The sequence below is a fragment of the Yoonia sp. R78084 genome (assembly GCF_044595625.1).
GTDB lineage: Bacteria > Pseudomonadota > Alphaproteobacteria > Rhodobacterales > Rhodobacteraceae > Yoonia.
In genome coordinates this window covers 280,747-297,166 of sequence record NZ_CP138993.1, presented here as the reverse complement: position 1 = coordinate 297,166, position 16,420 = coordinate 280,747, and the positions used below count along the sequence as shown (strand labels likewise).

Annotated in this window: 15 protein-coding genes; 5 read left to right on the top strand and 10 right to left on the bottom strand. The window is 59.5% G+C overall.

The features are described from left to right. The first annotated feature begins 29 nt into the window (after window positions 1-29). Entirely contained in the window at window positions 30-449 is a 420-nt protein-coding gene (locus tag SJY29_RS01560) for a tellurite resistance TerB family protein (protein WP_110279742.1), read from the top strand. Here SJY29_RS01560 and dacB read toward each other — a convergent pair whose 3' ends face one another. Beyond that, window positions 450-1,913, bottom strand: a complete 1,464-nt coding sequence (gene dacB, locus SJY29_RS01555) for a D-alanyl-D-alanine carboxypeptidase/D-alanyl-D-alanine-endopeptidase (protein ID WP_400086000.1) — start codon at window positions 1,911-1,913, stop codon at window positions 450-452. It abuts the gene before it with no gap. Continuing rightward, a complete protein-coding gene (locus SJY29_RS01550; RefSeq protein ID WP_110279740.1) occupies window positions 1,913-2,506 on the bottom strand; it encodes a nicotinate-nucleotide adenylyltransferase in 594 nt (197 codons plus the stop codon). The genes dacB and SJY29_RS01550 overlap by 1 nt, the downstream gene beginning before the upstream one ends. 182 nt (window positions 2,507-2,688) lie before the next feature. Here SJY29_RS01550 and SJY29_RS01545 point away from each other — a divergent pair, with 182 nt between their 5' ends. Together SJY29_RS01545 and SJY29_RS01540 are read left to right on the top strand one after the other, a co-directional pair. After that, the gene (locus tag SJY29_RS01545; RefSeq protein WP_400085997.1) at window positions 2,689-3,621 is read left to right on the top strand and encodes an aldo/keto reductase; all 933 of its coding nucleotides are present in this window, start codon (window positions 2,689-2,691) and stop codon (window positions 3,619-3,621) included. Next, complete coding sequence (locus tag SJY29_RS01540; RefSeq protein WP_400085994.1) at window positions 3,618-4,688, top strand: NAD(P)/FAD-dependent oxidoreductase; 1,071 nt, start codon at window positions 3,618-3,620, stop codon at window positions 4,686-4,688. Before SJY29_RS01545 ends, SJY29_RS01540 begins: the two co-directional genes overlap by 4 nt. A 24-nt stretch (window positions 4,689-4,712) precedes the next feature. Here the strand turns inward: SJY29_RS01540 and SJY29_RS01535 are convergent, their stop codons facing one another. After that, entirely contained in the window at window positions 4,713-7,208 is a 2,496-nt protein-coding gene (locus SJY29_RS01535; protein ID WP_400085991.1) for an FAD-dependent oxidoreductase, read from the bottom strand. A gap of 114 nt (window positions 7,209-7,322) precedes the next feature. Then, window positions 7,323-8,309 (bottom strand): 2-hydroxyacid dehydrogenase, encoded by a 987-nt coding sequence (locus SJY29_RS01530; protein WP_400085990.1) that lies wholly within the window; start codon window positions 8,307-8,309, stop codon window positions 7,323-7,325. A gap of 107 nt (window positions 8,310-8,416) precedes the next feature. Between SJY29_RS01530 and SJY29_RS01525 the strand changes: the two genes are divergently transcribed. Both SJY29_RS01525 and SJY29_RS01520 read left to right on the top strand, forming a co-directional pair. Beyond that, entirely contained in the window at window positions 8,417-8,947 is a 531-nt protein-coding gene (locus SJY29_RS01525; RefSeq protein WP_400085987.1) for an SH3 domain-containing protein, read from the top strand. Window positions 8,948-8,999: 52 nt separating this feature from the next. Continuing rightward, window positions 9,000-9,899, top strand: a complete 900-nt coding sequence (locus SJY29_RS01520) for a cation diffusion facilitator family transporter (RefSeq protein WP_400085984.1) — start codon at window positions 9,000-9,002, stop codon at window positions 9,897-9,899. Here SJY29_RS01520 and SJY29_RS01515 read toward each other — a convergent pair. From SJY29_RS01515 to coaBC, 6 genes are all read right to left on the bottom strand, one after another. Then, window positions 9,896-11,923: a M3 family metallopeptidase gene (locus tag SJY29_RS01515; protein WP_400085982.1), complete on the bottom strand. Its 2,028-nt coding sequence runs from the start codon at window positions 11,921-11,923 to the stop codon at window positions 9,896-9,898. The two genes, SJY29_RS01520 and SJY29_RS01515, sit on opposite strands and share 4 nt — an antisense overlap. Before the next feature lie 88 nt (window positions 11,924-12,011). Next, window positions 12,012-12,800: an amino acid ABC transporter permease gene (locus SJY29_RS01510; protein WP_400085980.1), complete on the bottom strand. Its 789-nt coding sequence runs from the start codon at window positions 12,798-12,800 to the stop codon at window positions 12,012-12,014. A gap of 44 nt (window positions 12,801-12,844) precedes the next feature. Beyond that, entirely contained in the window at window positions 12,845-13,627 is a 783-nt protein-coding gene (locus SJY29_RS01505) for a transporter substrate-binding domain-containing protein (protein WP_400085977.1), read from the bottom strand. Between the two features lie 34 nt (window positions 13,628-13,661). Beyond that, window positions 13,662-14,723: a HesA/MoeB/ThiF family protein gene (locus tag SJY29_RS01500; RefSeq protein WP_400085974.1), complete on the bottom strand. Its 1,062-nt coding sequence runs from the start codon at window positions 14,721-14,723 to the stop codon at window positions 13,662-13,664. After that, window positions 14,720-15,175, bottom strand: coding sequence for a dUTP diphosphatase (gene dut / locus SJY29_RS01495; protein WP_400085971.1), 456 nt, complete (start codon window positions 15,173-15,175; stop codon window positions 14,720-14,722). The genes SJY29_RS01500 and dut overlap by 4 nt, the downstream gene beginning before the upstream one ends. Beyond that, window positions 15,172-16,365 carry a bifunctional phosphopantothenoylcysteine decarboxylase/phosphopantothenate--cysteine ligase CoaBC gene (gene coaBC / locus SJY29_RS01490; protein WP_400085967.1) on the bottom strand — a complete coding sequence of 398 codons (1,194 nt, stop codon included), beginning with the start codon at window positions 16,363-16,365 and terminating at the stop codon, window positions 15,172-15,174. Before coaBC ends, dut begins: the two co-directional genes overlap by 4 nt. Between the last annotated feature and the right edge of the window lie 55 nt (window positions 16,366-16,420).

The window sequence follows — 16,420 nt, the reverse complement described above, 5'->3', positions numbered from 1 at the left end:
ATGTGGCATCATACGTAAAGGAATTCCCCATGCTTGAAGACGCCCCCATGACCGCGCAAGACGCACTTGCCGCCCTGATGATCGCGGTATCCGCTTCGGATGAGAATATCCGCACTGCCGAGCTTGTGAAAATAAACAGCGCAATCAACAACTTGCCTGTTTTCTCGGACTATGACCTCGAACGCCTGCCGCGCATGTCACGAATGGTGTTCTCATTGCTTGAGCAGGAAGATGGACTTGAGGCGCTTTTCGGCCTGATCCGCGACGCACTGCCCGAGCGTCTTTATGAGACCGCCTATGCGCTGTCTTGTGATGTCGCTGCCGCGGACGGGCGCATTGTCGGCACAGAGGTCCGGATGCTGGAAGAGATTCGCGAAGAACTGAACCTTGATCGCCTGCACGCCGCCGCGATCGAACGCGGATCACGCGCACGACACATGACGCTTTGATCAGACCCTCAACGCCAGATGCCTGAGAATATCCTGTTGCAAACGCCGTGACCGGGTATTCCAGCCGCGCGCACCGGGCGGGGACTCCACGCCTTGCCGTTTGCCGGCCTCGCGCGCATCCAGATCGGACGCAAAAATCGCAAAGGCCAGATCACGCCCGCTTTTGGTGCGCACATATCCGGCGAGCGTTGACACAAAGTTGAGCGTGCCGGTCTTCGCTTTGATGGCGATTTGCGGATCGTCGATCGCCTGTACATCCTCGCCCACCAATGCGATATCGCGCAAAATCGGCTGCAAGGTCGGCATCACATCCTGCGCCATCAGCAGGCGCACCATGTCACGGGGCGACACCCGCGCCGCATCGCCCAAACCCGAATGATCCACAAATTGCGGTCCAATGCCCTCTGCCCGACGCGCCGCCCATAGCGCCATACTCAGCGCAGATGTGCGCAGCCCACGTTGCACGCCGACGCGGGTCGCGGTCGCTGCCAAACCCGCAGCCTCTGCCGTGATATTCGTCGAGAACCGCAACATGCCCTGCATCATCTCGTTCAACGGCGCGCTGGCATAACGCACAAGCGGCACTCCCTCCGGGCGTTCCGCTGTCTCTCGTGGCGTTTTCAGAACGATCCCCTGGCTGCGCGCAAAAACGGCAAAAACCTCGCCGGCATAGAGCGCGGGATGCCGGACAGGCAACCACCTCGATCCCTCTTTATTGAGCGCACCCCGCGCCACAGTCCATTGATCCACATTTCCGCCATCCCGGTAAGTGAAGACAGGTACGGCACGATCGACGACCGCAATCCGCGCCGTGGTCACTTCGGGGCGATAATTCTCGCTGCGGGCATCCATCGTCGTGACATAATCCGCCCCGTCTTGTTTCCATTCGAAATGCACACGATTGAAATTCAGGTTCAGCCCGGTGATCGTGGGGTTGTATCCCAGATGATCCATCTGACTGTCATCAATCTCGTCGAGATTGATCAGTGCATTGTCCCAAACCAGAAAGTCCCCCCGCACCTCGCGCAGGCCGGTGTCCTTCAGTCTTTTGGCAAGTTCAGCGATTTGATCCGTCACAAGGTTGGGATCACCACCACCGGCCAAAATCAAATTACCATCTAAAATTCCATCAATTATAGGACCATCAGCAAATATACGTGTATCAAAGGTATGCTGCGCGCCCAGCGCCTCGAGCGCATAAAGGGCGGTAAATGCCTTGGTCACGCTTGCAGGTGGCTGCGCGACCGCCCCGTCAATATCCTCAAGGATCTCGCCGCTTTGCATATCCGCCACCACAACGCCCACTTCACCCGAAGTGGCGCGCGATGACACCATCTTGGCTATGGCATCGCGGGCAGGCACGCGCGCAATCGGGCGCAGGGACGTTAAAGGCGCTTCGGCATAGGCAGTCGTGGCAAGCGCTGAAACCGCACCCGACAGCATTGCGCGACGGGTCAGGCGCATCACCATTCCCCCCGCTGGCGGATCGCGGTTGAGGACTGGTCTGACATCGGCAAATTGACAAAGGCCCATGCCGGCGCATCTGCCCTGCGAAGCGTATGCGCCGCCCGTCCCGGGATACGCGCCCGTGCATAGACCTTTGCCGCTTTCGACATGCGTGCCGCAATCCTGTCCCCCGGACGCGCCAAGACGCCAATGGGAACGGTCTCCATGATCCAGCGCCAGTCTTGCCAGCGATGGAACTGCGCCAGATTGTCAGCACCCATAATCCACACGAACCGCACACCGGGGTAGCGGCGGCGCAAGGCCATCAGCGTCTGCGCGGTGTACCGCGTTCCCAATTGCGCTTCGATATCGGTGACTGTGACGCGCGGATGGTCCATCATCGCGCGCGCGGCCTGCATCCTGTCGGCCAAAGGTGCCGGCCCGTTCTCTTTCAGAGGATTGCCCGGCGACACCAGCCACCACAGCCGGTCCAGTCCGAACCGTTTCAACGCGGCTTTGGAGATATGGACATGGCCCGCATGCGGCGGATCAAAGGACCCGCCCAGCAGACCGATCACCTGACCGCGCTTTGCGACAGGCCGCGCAGTCATCGCGCAGGCCCTATCGGTTGCATATCGGCGGCTGCAAACTGCTTTAGCATCGGTTTCTCAAGGATCATTTCCATCTTCGCCGTAGTAGCCATTTCATAACCCCGCCTGTCAATGCACGCAAACGTCAGCACCCGAACGCGCGCTGTCTTTTCATCGTGACAAATGCATGCCAGTCTTTGCCCATGAATACCCTGACCACGCGCGCTGGCGCCCCGCTTTCCCGGCTCACCTTTGGCACGATGCAATTCGGCGGCACCGCCGACGCAGCGGCCAGTCAAGCCATGTTTGACGCTGCCCGCGCGGGTGGCATCAATCACTTTGATACGGCTGTGATGTATACGGATGGCGCGTCCGAGACATTGCTTGGCGCGATGATCAAGGCGGACCGCGACTCTCTCTATCTCGCCACCAAAGTCGGCTATGTGGGCGGTGCCTCGCAGGCCAACATCACGAAACATTTCGACAGGTGCCGTCAACAGTTACAGGAAGATGCTGTCGATCTGCTCTACATGCACCGTTTCGACGATGACACACCGCTTGAGGAAACATTCAGCACTTTGGCGGAACTGCAAACACAAGGCCTGATCCGCCACATCGGCGTATCGAACTACGCCGCGTGGCAGGTGATGAAGGCCCAAAGCGTTGCAAAATCACTGGGGACGCAAATCGACGTCATCCAGCCGATGTATAGCTTGGTCAAACGCCAGAGCGAGGTCGAGATCTTCCCCATGGCCGCCGATCAGAGCATTACAGTCGTCCCTTATTCGCCCTTGGGGGGTGGGTTGCTGACGGGCAAATATGCGAGGGGTGGCACCGGTCGCCTGACGACCGATACGCGGTATCAGGCGCGTTATGCGCAGGACTGGATGCATGAAACGGCAAAACAACTGACGGCCCTTGGCGCAGAGCTTGGCGTCGATCCAGCGACGCTGGCCGTGGCATGGGCTGCCAACCACGCGGTCAAACCGCTCCCCATCATTTCGGCCCGCTCCGAAGAACAGCTCCGCCCCTCTCTGCTGGCTGAGAAATTTACGATGACACCTGAACTCTATGACAGGATCACCGCACTCAGCATCACTCCCCCACCCGCAACAGACAGGCTTGAAGAAGCATGATTGATTTTCTGGTCATTGGCGGCGGCATTGCTGGTGTTTCCGCCGCCGCCCGCCTTTCGGAACTGGGCAGCGTGACGCTCCTTGAAGGTGAAGACGCCCTTGCCTATCACGCCTCCGGCCGGTCTGCGGCGCTGTTTGAACAGAACTATGGTAAGCCCTCAACAGTCGCACTCAACAAGGCCAGCCATGCCTTTCACAAAGCTGCCGATGTACTCAGCCCCCGCGGCTTGATGCTGATCGGCGATGCGGATACTGCCGCAGCCTTCGCTGCTGATCAAAAGGCCATGCATCTTGACAGCATCACCGTCGCAGAGGCCAAAGCCATGATCCCGATCCTCGATGACAGAGTCGTTGATCGCGCGGCCTATGATACGGCGGCGTCTGATATCGACACGGACAAACTGGTGCAGACCTTTGCGCGGATGGCGCGGAAGAACGGCGCGACCATCAGCACGAAAGCGCGCGTCGCAAGCATCAGCCGCAACGCCACAGGTTGGACCGTGGATGCGGGAACCGAAACTTTCGAGGCGCGCCATCTGGTGAATGCTGCGGGCGCATGGGTTGATGAAATCGCTGTGATGGCAGGGATCACACCCTTGGGCTTTACCCCGCTGCGCCGCTCGATGGCGCGGATCCCCGCGCCCGGCGGCCATGACGTCAGCGGCTGGCCCATGATCTTCGGACCGGGCGAAAACTGGTACGCGAAACCCGATGCAGGTGCGCTGATCGTGTCACCCGCCGAGGAAGACCCTGTCACCCCGCATGACGCTTATGCCGATGACATGGTGCTGGCCGAAGGCGTTGCCCGCTATGAGGCCAATGTGACCGAACCGGTCACACGTTTGCTCAGCTCATGGGCTGGCCTGCGGACATTCTCGCGTGACCGGACGCTGGTGCTCGGGCGCGACAGTGGCGACCCCAGCTTTATCTGGTGTGCAGGCCAAGGCGGCTATGGCATGCAATCCGCCCCCGCCGCCTCACAGTTGCTGTATGATCTGATCGCCGGTGCGCCTTCGGAACTCCCCAAAGACACCGTTGCAGCACTCTCGCCACAGCGCTTTGCGTAAGGTGGGTTTCAACCCACCTTACCTTTACCCATCCACACGGATCGTCGCATTCTTTGGATCATAGGGGCTGTCTTCCACAACCTCGGCATCCCAAAGCTGGTCAAGCATCTTGACCTGCAGTTTTGTGCCAACAATCGCAAGCTCCGGCCGTACATACCCCATGCCAATCGACTTCGCGAATGCCACCGAATATCCGCCCGACGTCAAACGCCCCACACGGGTGCCATCTGGCGCATAAAGCGCCTCACGGCCCCAAGGATCCGCATCCTCTGGCCCATCAATCAGCAAGGTGACGCATTTGGAACGGATACCTTTCGCTTCCATCGCGGCCTTCCCGTTGAAGTCCTTGGACATATCCACAAAGCGGGGCAGATCGGCCTCCAGTGGGGTCGCATCACGGCCCAGCTCGGTCCCGAAAGCGCGATAGGATTTCTCCTGCCGCAACCAGTTCTGCGCGCGTGCGCCAACCAGCTTCATGCCATGCGGCTCGCCTGCTTTTTCCAGCAGGTCAAACAGGTAATTCTGCATCTCGATCGGGTGATGCAGCTCCCATCCCAGCTCGCCGGTATAGGCCACACGGATCGCATTCACCGGACACATGCCCAGTTCGATCTGTTGGGCCGAAAGCCAAGGAAAGCGCTTGTTAGACAGCGCTGTCGCAGGGTCAGCATCCTTGATCACCGCGTTCAGGACATCACGCGATTTCGGCCCTGCAATCGCGAACACACCCCATTGGGTGGTCACGTTCTGTACGTCAATGCGGCCAAACTCCGGTTCCTTATCCGCAACCGCCTTGTTCAGAAAATCCGCGTCATAGTCTGTCCAGGCACCTGCCGAAACAAGGTAATATTCATCCTCTTTCAGCCGGACGATGGTATATTCTGTGCGCGTCGTGCCGTGATCGGTCAGCGCATAGGTCAGGTTGATCCGCCCCACACGAGGCAGCTTGTTGGTGGTGAACCAGTCCAGAAACGCCGTGGCACCGGGCCCTTTGACGATGTGCTTGGTAAAGGCCGTCGCGTCGATCAGGCCAACACCCTCGCGGATCGCGCGGGCCTCCTGCACGGCATATTCCCACCAGCCACCTCGCCGGAACGAGCGGCTGTCGTGATCATTGAACCCCAAGGGCGCATAATAATTCGGACGCTCCCAGCCGTTCACAAAGCCGAATTGCGCGCCGCGTGCGGCCTGACGGTCATAGGCGGGCGATGTGCGCAGCGGACGACAGGCAGGGCGCTCTTCATCGGGGTGGTGCAGGATATAGACGTGCTCATAGGCCTCTTCGTTCTTGCGCGCGGCCCATTCCGTGGTCATCCAACTGCCGTAGCGCTTGGGATCAAGCGAGGCCATGTCGATCTCGGCCTCGCCCTCGACCATCATCTGGGCAAGGTAATAGCCTGTACCACCCGCCGCGGTGATCCCGAAGGAAAACCCTTCCGCCAACCACATGTTGCGCAGCCCCGGCGCAGGACCAACCAGCGGGTTGCCATCGGGTGTATAACAAATCGGGCCGTTGAAATCGTCCTTCAGACCGCTTTCTTCACAAGACGGAATGCGGTGGATCATCGCCATATACTGGTCCTCGATCCGCTCCAGATCGAGCGGGAACAGGTCGGCGCGGAAACTCTCGGGCACCCCGTATTCAAAGACCGCCGGGGCGTCCTTTTCATAGACACCCAAAATCCAGCCACCGCGTTCCTCGCGCACATAAGACTGCGCATCAGCATCGCGAATGACGGGATGTTCGACATTGCCTTGCGCGCGGAATTCAACCAATGCGGGGTCTTGGTCCATGACGATAAACTGATGTTCCACAGGGATCGCAGGGATCTTGATGCCCAGCTTCTTGGCGGTAGTCTGCGCATGGTTGCCGGATGCTGTTACAACATGCTCTGCCGTGATCACGATCTGCTCGTCCGAGGGGACAAGGTTGCCGCCCTTTTCGACCATCTTGGTGCAGGTGACTTCCCACGCATCACCGTTCCAGTGAAACGCATCCGCCTGCCATTTCCGTTCGATCGCAACACCGCGCTGGCGTGCACCCTTGGCCATCGCTTGGGTCACATCGGCGGGGTTAATATAGCCGTCCGTGTGATGATAAAGCGCACCCTTCAAATCCTCGGTCCGGATCAAGGGCCACTTCGCCTTGATCTCGTCAGGCGTCATCCAGACGTAGGGTACATCACAGGTTTCGGCGGTCGATGCATAGAGCATATACTCATCCATACGCTCTTGCGTCTGGGCCATCCGCAAGTTGCCCACGACAGCAAAACCAGCGTTCAGGCCCGTTTCCGCCTCAAGCGACTTATAAAAATCGACCGAGTATTTATGGATATGTGTTGTCGCAAACGACATGTTGAACAGCGGCAACAGCCCTGCGGCATGCCAAGTCGAGCCCGAGGTCAACTCGTCCCGCTCCAAGAGCATCACATCATCCCAGCCGGCTTTCGCAAGGTGATATGCAATGGACGTGCCAACCGCGCCGCCGCCGACGACCAGAGCTTTTACTTGGGTTTTCATGATGACGACTCCCTAGGCATCTTTGACGCCAATTTGCGCGAAACCGTCACAAAGCGATAGAACCAGCCGACGCGTTTCGGTGCGAAAGCGACACAGCCCAAATCAAAGCCCGGATCAAAGCATTGAAGGCACGACGAGATCAGGCGGCCTGTGGCCATCTGCAAAGGTCTTGATGTTCACAATCACCTTCTCGCCCATCTCGATCCGGCCCTCGAGTGTGGCCGATCCCATATGCGGCAAAAGGATCGCGTTGGAGAGTTCACGCAGGCGCGGATTGATTTCATGCCCCCGCTCGAACACATCCAGCCCCGCGCCCGCAATTTCCCCCGCCCGCAGCATCCGCGTCAGCGCGTTTTCATCAATCACTTCGCCACGGGATGTGTTCACAATCACCGCTGTGGGCTTCATCAGCTTCAACCGCCGCGCATTCATCAGGTGGAATGTCGAAGGCGTATGCGGGCAGTTGATCGACAGGATGTCCACACGGGCCACCATCTGATCAAGGCTTTCCCAATAGGTCGCGTCCAACTCTTCCTCGATCTCGGGGCGCAGACGCCTGCGGTTATGATAATGGACCTGCATCCCGAAGGCTTTCGCACGGCGCGCCACGGCCTGCCCGATCCGGCCCATCCCCAGAATGCCCAAGCGGCGCCCCTTGATACGTCCGCCCAGCATTGCCGTAGGCGCCCACCCACCCCAGCTATCGGACTGCGCGACACGTATCCCCTCGGCCATGCGGCGGGTGACAGCCAAAATCAGCGCGATCACAATATCGGCGGTATCTTCGGTGACCACACCGGGCGTGTTCGAGACATGAATGCCCCGCTGGCGGGCCGTGGCCACATCAATATGGTCCACACCGGCTCCGAAATTCGCAATCAGTTTCAGCTGATCGCCCGCGCGGCCCAAAAGTTTCGCATCAATCTTGTCGGTGATCGTACACACCAGAACATCCGCGCGGCCCATCGCATCGGCCAGTTGCTCGGTCCTCATCGGTGTGTCGTCATCACGCAATTCAACGTCGAAAAGCTCTTTCAGTCGGGTCTCGACAACCTCAGGCAACCGTCGCGTCACGACAACACTCATTTGCTTACCTGGCATCTGTTGCACTCCATAGCTTTTCAAATTCAACTTGTCATGGCAGGTTGCGCCAAAGGGACGCGCAGCACAAGAACCGCGCGCCGCAAAATGAGTAGTAAGGGCAAACAATGGGTGCAATAGCGCATTGGTTTCGCGTGTTTTGGATCGCGGCATTCGCGATCGTGATCTGTATGAGCGCAGGCGTCGCCCAGCAAAATGACGCAGGCCCCGCAATCGGCCCCGAAACGAACCTGCCTTTGCCCCGCTACGTGTCGCTGCGCGCCGGAGAGGCCAACGTCCGCCGCGGCCCGTCCCTGTCACACCGCATTGATTGGGTCTTTCAGCGCCGCGACATGCCGCTTCAGATCATTGCGGAATACGGCCACTGGCGGCGGGTCATTGACCGCGACGGCCAAGGCGGCTGGGTGCATTACCGCATGCTTTCTGGTGCCCGCACAGTCATTGTCGAGACAGACGACCTGATCCTGCGCAGCCGCCCCGAACCGAACGCCACCGAGAACGCAATCTTGGAAGCAGGTGTCGTGGCACGCCTTGGCGACTGCAACCCCGACTGGTGCGAATTGACCGCAGGTGGCTACAAAGGCTGGGCACCAAAGTCGGCCATCTGGGGTGTTGCCGACGCGGAAATCCGTGACTGATCTGACCTATTGAGGCTAGCATTACCCCCGCAGCCCCGCTAGCTGGGATACTATGAACGAGACACGCCTCAACCTTTCCGCCGGAGTACTCTCCGTCTCGGTCGCACTGATCCTCGTGCTGGCCAAGCTCTGGGCGTTGTCGCAAACCGGATCGCTCGCCGTAGCCGCCACCTTGGCCGATAGTGCGCTTGACCTGATGATGTCACTGGGTGGTCTGATCGCCATCGCCTATGCGGCCAAACCCGCCGATGATGACCACAATTTCGGCCACACCTCGGCCGAGGATCTGGCGGCGCTCGCACAATCCACCTTCATCATGATTTCCGCAGGTGTCATCGCATTTGCCGCGATTTTCCGCCTTTTGGACGACACCGTCGTCCTGCCCGAACGCGAAGGCCAAGGCATTGCGATCATTATCTTCTCTATCTGTCTGACACTGGCCCTGGTGCTGTGGCAACGCCATGTCGCGGCCAAGACCGACAACAAGGTCGTTAAGGCAGACAGCCTGCATTACATCGGCGACCTGATCCCGAATATCGGCGCAATTATCGCACTCTGGGCCTCCGCCGCCTTTGGCTTGCACCAGATTGACAGCGTGGTCGCGCTCGCTGCCGCTGCCTTCCTTGGCTTTGGCGCCGTCCGTATCGGCAAAGCGGCATGGGACGCGCTGATGGACCGCCAGGCCGACCCCGAGATGATCGCAGGCATCGCTGCAATCGCCGAGAACTTCGACGGCATCCACGGCTACCATGACCTGAAAACACGCGTCGCAGGCAGCCGCGTTTTTGTGAACCTGCACATCGAACTTGATGGCAACCAGACCCTGCACGAGGCGCATCGCATCGGCGCGAGCCTGCGCCGCGCGATTATCGCAGCCTACCCCCGCGCCGATGTTCTGATCCACAAAGACCCTGTCGGGGTGACCAAACACCCCGACGACGACCGCCCCTAGGCGGCTTTATCCAGACCCCGGCCTTTCAGCAGCGCCTCAACCCCCGGCAAGCGGCCACGGAATGCGGTGTAAAGATCCGCCGCATCTACCGACCCGCCCGAAGACAGCACGGTTTCTTCCAACCGTTTGGCCGTGGCGGGATCGAAGGGATCGCCTGCCTCTTCGAATGCAGCGAAAGCATCCGCATCCATCACCTCGGACCACATGTAGCTGTAGTAACCGCTGGAATAGCCGTCACCGGCAAAGACATGGGCAAAATGCGGCGTCGCGTGGCGCATGCGAATGGCGCGCGGCATCCCGATTTCTTCCAGAATCTCGGCCTGCCGCTGCATCGGATCGGCAGGGGCCGGTCCGTCATGAAAGCCCAGATCAACCAGCGCAGAGGCCACGTATTCAACCGTCTGGAACCCCATGTCATAGGTCGCAGCACCCAACATCCGGTTCAGCAAATCCTCTGGCATCGGTTTGCCCGTATCGGCATGGGTTGCAAATTCGGCCAGCACCTCCGGCACCTCCAGCCAATGCTCGTAAAGCTGGCTTGGCAGTTCCACAAAGTCCCGCGCCACAGACGTGCCCGAGATGCTTTCATAGGTCACATCCGACAGCATCTGATGCAGCGCGTGGCCGAATTCATGGAACAGGGTACGCGCGTCATCGTAGGACAAGAGCGCAGGCTTGCCCGCCTCCGGTTTGGCGAAATTGCAGACATTCACCACATGCGGGCGAATATCCCCGCTCAGCCGCTGCTGCGAGCGCATCGCAGAACACCATGCACCCGAGCGTTTGGAACCACGCGCAAAATAGTCACCGATGAACACCGCCACATGCGCGCCATCGCGGGTGACGTCCCACAACCGCACATCAGGGTGGTAAACCGGCCCCTCAATCGGCGCGAATTCCAACCCGAACAAACGGTTCGCACAGGCAAATGCCGCTTCAATCATCCGGTCCAATTGCAGGTAAGGCTTCAGTTCCGCCTCATCGAGATCATGCAATTCCTTGCGGCGCTTTTCCGCATAGAACCGCCAGTCCCAAGGCTCCAACGGCCCGTCAAACCCGTCTGCATGCAGCATACGCTCCAACACCGCCGCATCGGCCTCGGCGGCCGCCTTGGCGGGTTCCCAGACCTGAATCAACAGATCGCGGACCGCCGCGGGCGTGCCCGCCATCTCGGTTTCCAGCTTGAAATCAGCGAAGGTATCATAGCCCAACAACTTGGCCCGCTCTTCGCGCAGTTTCAGCGTTTCCGCCGCAAGCGCGCGGTTGTCGGTCTCACCACCATTCGCACCCCGCGCGCCCCATGCCTCATAGGCTTTCTGGCGCAAATCCCGCCGCTCGGAAAACTGCAGGAACGGCACAATCAAGGATCGCGACAACGTGACAACAGGCCCGCCCGCGTCCTTCTCTTCCCCCGCCGCTTTCGCTGTCGCGATCACAAAATCCGGCAACCCGTCCAGATCATCTGCACCCAGTTTCATGAACCATGCACGCTCATCCGCCAGCAGGTTCTGGGTAAAAGACGTCCCCAACACCGACAGGCGCGATTTCACGTCACGCAGGGCCTCGGCAGACTTCCCTTCAAGCTGCGCACCCGAACGCACAAACCCGCGCCGTGTTAACATCAACACACGTTCTTGCTCAGGCGTCAGATCAAGCGCTTCCCGGTTTTCCCAAACTGCCTCGACCCGCGCAAACAGCGCCTTGTTTTCAGACACCTCAGAGCCATAAGCACTCAAAAGCGGGGCAAAATCGCGCTGTAGCGCCTCGCGCTTGGGGTTACTATCGGCCCCTGCCAGACTATAAAATGCCCCCAACACACGCCCCAGCGTGTCATCGGCACGCTCCAAGGCCTCAATTGTATTGGCAAAATCAGGGGCATCGGGGTTTTCCGCAATCGCGGCAATATTCGCGCGCGATATCGCAAGTGCGGCATCGACAGCCGGCGCAAAATCATCATCAGAAATCGCATCGAACGGCGGCAACCCGAAAGGCGTATCCCATTCAGCAAGCAACGGATTTGTCATCAGTGTTCTCCTTTGCAACAAGAGGTAGTGCGCGATGCCTCTTGGCACCACCCCCTGCTTCATCTTGGCCCAAAAACCCTCGGCACGCTCACCGCATGCGCATACGTTTCTCGAAGCGGCGCAGCGCAATCGACAGGGTAATCGTGATCGTCAGATAGACGAGCGCCACAACATTATAGGTCTCGAAATAGCGGAAATTACCCGCAGCCGTGACTTTGCCCAACTGGGTGACATCCGTGACACCCAGCACAGACACGAGCGAAGAATCCTTCACCATAGCGACAAAATCATTGCCCAAGGGCGGCAGGATCGTGCGGAGCGCCTGCGGAAACACAATGAACCGAAACCGCTGCCAGCGGTTCAGGCCCAGCGCCTCTGCTGCTTCAATCTGGCCTTCATCGACCGATTGCAGGCCTGCCCGAAACACCTCGGCCAGAAAGGACGAATAGGCGATGGTCAGCGCAATCACCGCACGCCACAGCAGCGAAAAATCCCGCGTGCGGACGGGTTCAAGCCCGATGGTTTCGGCGATCCAGTTCCAACCCGCCACCATCGCGGGTGCCGCCACGAAGGCCACATAGAGCAGTAGCACGATAATCGGGATGCCGCGCACGATCTCGATATAGAACCGCGCGAGTTGCCGCAAAACCAGTGACCGTGACAAGGCCGCGAGTGCAAGCAAAAGCCCCAGCACACAGGCCATCGTATATGACACCAAGGTCACATAGATCGTGACCCAGATCCCCCGCTGCAGCGTCGACAGCACGCGGGCGTATGTCTCGACCGTCAGGACCTGCCAGAACAGGTAAAGGCCAATCGCGATAACAGCGACCAGCCACCAAGGAAAATCCTTGTCGTTGGGGGATGTCGGGATCATCGGCACGCCGTCCCGGGCCTGACCCGGGACCTTCCGTTCAGGGCTTATTCACCCAGCTTGTAGTCAAGGAACCAACGCGTGTTCAGCGCATCAATCGTGCCATCGGCCAGCATATCCGCAATCGCCGCATTGATCGGTTCAACCAGATCGGACCCCTTGGGGAAAATGAAACCAAAGTCCTCGGTTCCCAGCTTTTCGCCGATAATTTTCAGCCCGCCATCAGAGGCTTCGACATAGCCGTTGCCAGCCGTGCCATCGGTCAGCACCAGATCGACATCGCCAGTCCTCAAGGCCTGAACCGTCGCACCAAAGGTTTCCATCAGCTTGATGCGTGGGTTTGCCTCATCACCGTCAAGCACGTCATAAACACCCACATAAAACGGCGTCGTGCCAGGCTGCGCGGCCATCAGCAGGTCATCGTTGGCGGCAAAGCTCGCGGCATCCGTGAAACGGTCCTCATCACCGCGCACCATCATCACCATCTCAGAGGTCATGTAGCTTTCGGAAAAATCCACGACTTCGGCACGATCTTCACGGATCGTGATGCCGGTCATGCCAAGGTCAAACTGCCCTTCCGAGACAGCAGGGATCATCGCATCCCAGCTGATGTTTTCATAAACCACTGTCGCATTCAGGCGCTGCGCAATCTCGGCCATCGCATCGTATTCCCAGCCAACCGCATTGCCGCTCGTGTCGATGAATTGCAGTGGCGGATAGGCGTTTTCGGTCACAACGACGATCTCGCGACCTTCGAGGTTTGGCAGATGACCGTCCGCGACAGCGGTTGTCGCCAAAAGGCACGCGGCCAGTGTTGCAAGGAATTTCATAGCAGGCTCCCAGTTGATAATTTCAGCGCCACTATCAATGTGGCTCTGCCCCGCGCAAGCCCTTGCCGTGGCAAACAGGACAGTCCGCACGCGGTTTCACAACAATAGTACGGGTTTCGGCGTAAAGCGCATCATAAATAAGCAAACGCCCTGTCAGGCCCTGCCCCGCGCCGGTGATTGCCTTCACCGCCTCAACCGCCATCATCGCCCCGATCACACCGGGTAGCGGGCCGATCACGCCCGCCTCGGCACAGCTGGGCACCAGTGACGGATCAGGCGCTTGTGGAAACACACATTCATAACAGGGTGTGCCATGGGCCGGATCATAGACACTGATCTGCCCCTCCCACTGCGTCAGCGCGGCAGCGATCAGTGGCTTGCCCGTCGCCACCGCCGTGCGGTTCACCAGATAGCGGGTCGCAAAATTATCGGTACCATCCAGCACTAGATCATATTCAGAAAACAGGTCTTCCGCGATATCCGCCTCGAGCCTGCGGTGATAGGGGCGCACGGTGACAAAGGGGTTCTGCGCACGCATGACCTCGGCTGCGGAATGGACCTTTGGCACCCCGATATTCCGGTCAAGATGGATCACTTGCCGCTGCAGATTGGCGTTTTCGACAACATCATCGTCAATCACACCAATCGTTCCGACACCGGCGGCCGCCAGATATTGCAGCGCAGGTGCCCCAAGACCACCCGCGCCCACAACCAGAACCTTCGCATCGCGCAGCGCCTTTTGCCCCGGTCCGCCTACTTCGCGTAGAATGATGTGGCGCGCATAGCGGTCCAGTTCCGTGGGTGAAAAACTCTCGGATTTTACAGGCGCCGCCTCTTGTGACGTCACCCGCGACCGCAAGCGGCGCAGCAATTTACCATATCCCCAGATAATGACGCCAAAGCCAAAGATGATCGCCCAAAGCCGCGCATCACCGCCCGTCGCCATGCGCAAGGGGTGGCCGTCCGGCAGGATCACATGCACCAGCATGACACCCACCAGCAAAAGCGCCATCATATTCCAGCGCACGGCATAAGGCACTTTCATGGCCCACCCGATAACCCAAAGGGTTATCGCCATTGTACCGACCATAATCATTGGCCTGTGGACCCGAATCCGCCCGCGCCACGCGCGGTTTCGTCCAGACGTGCAACTGTTTCAAAACCCGCCTGCACAACAGGTGCGACCACCATCTGCGCGATCCGCATCCCATGGGTTACCTCGAAAGGAGCATCCCCCAAATTCACCATAATCACGCCCAAAGGCCCCCGATAATCGCTATCAATCGTGCCAGGGGTGTTCAGTAATGTCACCCCGTGCTTGAGCGCCAGGCCGGACCGTGGCCTGATCTGCACCTCGTACCCCGCAGGGATCGCCATGCACAGACCGGTCGGCACCAAGGCCCGCGCACCGGGGGCCAGCGTCATGGCCTCTCCGTCCTCGAAATTTGCACGCAGATCGGCCCCTGCCGCCCCTGCCGTTTCATACGCCGGCAAGCCAAGGCTCTGATCCGCACCATCCACCCACTGAAATTGTACCGTCACACTCACGCAAGTGCCTCTGCTATCCGGCCGGCTAGCATCGCGGCGACGTCTGCTTTTGTCATGCGTGGAAAGTTTTCCGCCCCTGCGTCGGTGATCAGCGTCACCGCATTTTCCGACCCACCCATGATGCCGGTGTCGGGCGATACATCGTTGGCGACGATCCAGTCGCACTGCTTGCGCAAACGCTTTGCGGTGGCATTTGCGATCACATCATCGGTTTCGGCGGCAAAGCCCACGACCAACCTCGGACGCCCCTCGGTCATTTGCGAGACCGTCGCCAGAATGTCGGGATTTTCCGCAAAGTCGAGGCGCGGCAGACCGGCCCCGTCCTTCTTGATCTTACTGTTGCCTGCATTCGCCACATGCCAATCCGCGACAGCCGCCGCAAAAACAGCCGCGTCAGCAGTGCCGGCCGCTGTCACCGCCGCCAGCATCTCTTTCGCCGTCTGCACCTTGACTGTATTGACCCCCATCGGCGGCGGCACATCCGCAGGCCCCGTCACAAAAGTGACCTCCGCGCCCAGCGCCGCAAGTGCGGACGCAATTGCTGTGCCTTGTGCACCGGACGATCGGTTGGCGATATAGCGCACAGGATCAATCGGTTCGTGGGTCGGACCCGAGGTGACAATGATATGCTTGCCCTTCAACGGACCATCGGCAAGTGCCGCGCCAATGGCCGTAATAATCTCGGGCACTTCGGCCATGCGCCCCGGACCATATTCACCGCACGCCATGTCGCCCTCATTTGGACCAACGACCAGAATACCGTCATCTTGCAAGGTCGCTAGGTTGCGCTGGGTCGCCGGATGCGTCCACATGCGGACATTCATCGACGGGGCGATCAAGACGCGCTTATCGGTCGCCAAAAGCAGGGTTGAGGCCAGATCATTCGCCAAGCCACCCGCCATTTTGGCCATCAAGTCAGCCGTGGCAGGGGCCACCACAATCAGGTCGGCGGCCCGCGACAATTCAATGTGGCCCATCTCGGCCTCATCGGTCAGATTGAAAAGGTCCTGATAGACTTTCGACGCGGATAGCGCCGACAGGCTCAGCGGGGTGACAAATTCGGCCCCTGCTTTGGTCAGAACAGGCGTCACCTGCGCGCCACGTTCGCGCAATCGGCGCACAAGGTCCAATGACTTGAAGGCGGCAATGCCGCCTCCAACGATTAAGAGGATATGCTTGTTTGCCAGCATCAGAGCGCTCCGATCAGGTTTGCCCGACACTAGGTCAGATCAGACCGGAAACACA

Bases quoted from the DNA above. Each gene is read 5' to 3' on its own strand.
- coaBC (WP_400085967.1), bottom strand. From the start codon at position 16,365: ATGCTGGCAAACAAGCATATCCTCTTAATCGTTGGAGGCGGCATTGCC.
- SJY29_RS01510 (WP_400085980.1), bottom strand. From the start codon at position 12,800: ATGATCCCGACATCCCCCAACGACAAGGATTTTCCTTGGTGGCTGGTC.
- SJY29_RS01505 (WP_400085977.1), bottom strand. From the start codon at position 13,627: ATGAAATTCCTTGCAACACTGGCCGCGTGCCTTTTGGCGACAACCGCT.
- SJY29_RS01530 (WP_400085990.1), bottom strand. From the start codon at position 8,309: ATGCCAGGTAAGCAAATGAGTGTTGTCGTGACGCGACGGTTGCCTGAG.
- SJY29_RS01560 (WP_110279742.1), top strand. From the start codon at position 30: ATGCTTGAAGACGCCCCCATGACCGCGCAAGACGCACTTGCCGCCCTG.
- SJY29_RS01545 (WP_400085997.1), top strand. From the start codon at position 2,689: ATGAATACCCTGACCACGCGCGCTGGCGCCCCGCTTTCCCGGCTCACC.
- SJY29_RS01525 (WP_400085987.1), top strand. From the start codon at position 8,417: ATGGGTGCAATAGCGCATTGGTTTCGCGTGTTTTGGATCGCGGCATTC.
- SJY29_RS01540 (WP_400085994.1), top strand. From the start codon at position 3,618: ATGATTGATTTTCTGGTCATTGGCGGCGGCATTGCTGGTGTTTCCGCC.
- SJY29_RS01550 (WP_110279740.1), bottom strand. From the start codon at position 2,506: ATGACTGCGCGGCCTGTCGCAAAGCGCGGTCAGGTGATCGGTCTGCTG.
- SJY29_RS01520 (WP_400085984.1), top strand. From the start codon at position 9,000: ATGAACGAGACACGCCTCAACCTTTCCGCCGGAGTACTCTCCGTCTCG.
- dacB (WP_400086000.1), bottom strand. From the start codon at position 1,913: ATGCGCCTGACCCGTCGCGCAATGCTGTCGGGTGCGGTTTCAGCGCTT.
- SJY29_RS01500 (WP_400085974.1), bottom strand. From the start codon at position 14,723: ATGATTATGGTCGGTACAATGGCGATAACCCTTTGGGTTATCGGGTGG.
- SJY29_RS01535 (WP_400085991.1), bottom strand. From the start codon at position 7,208: ATGAAAACCCAAGTAAAAGCTCTGGTCGTCGGCGGCGGCGCGGTTGGC.
- SJY29_RS01515 (WP_400085982.1), bottom strand. From the start codon at position 11,923: ATGACAAATCCGTTGCTTGCTGAATGGGATACGCCTTTCGGGTTGCCG.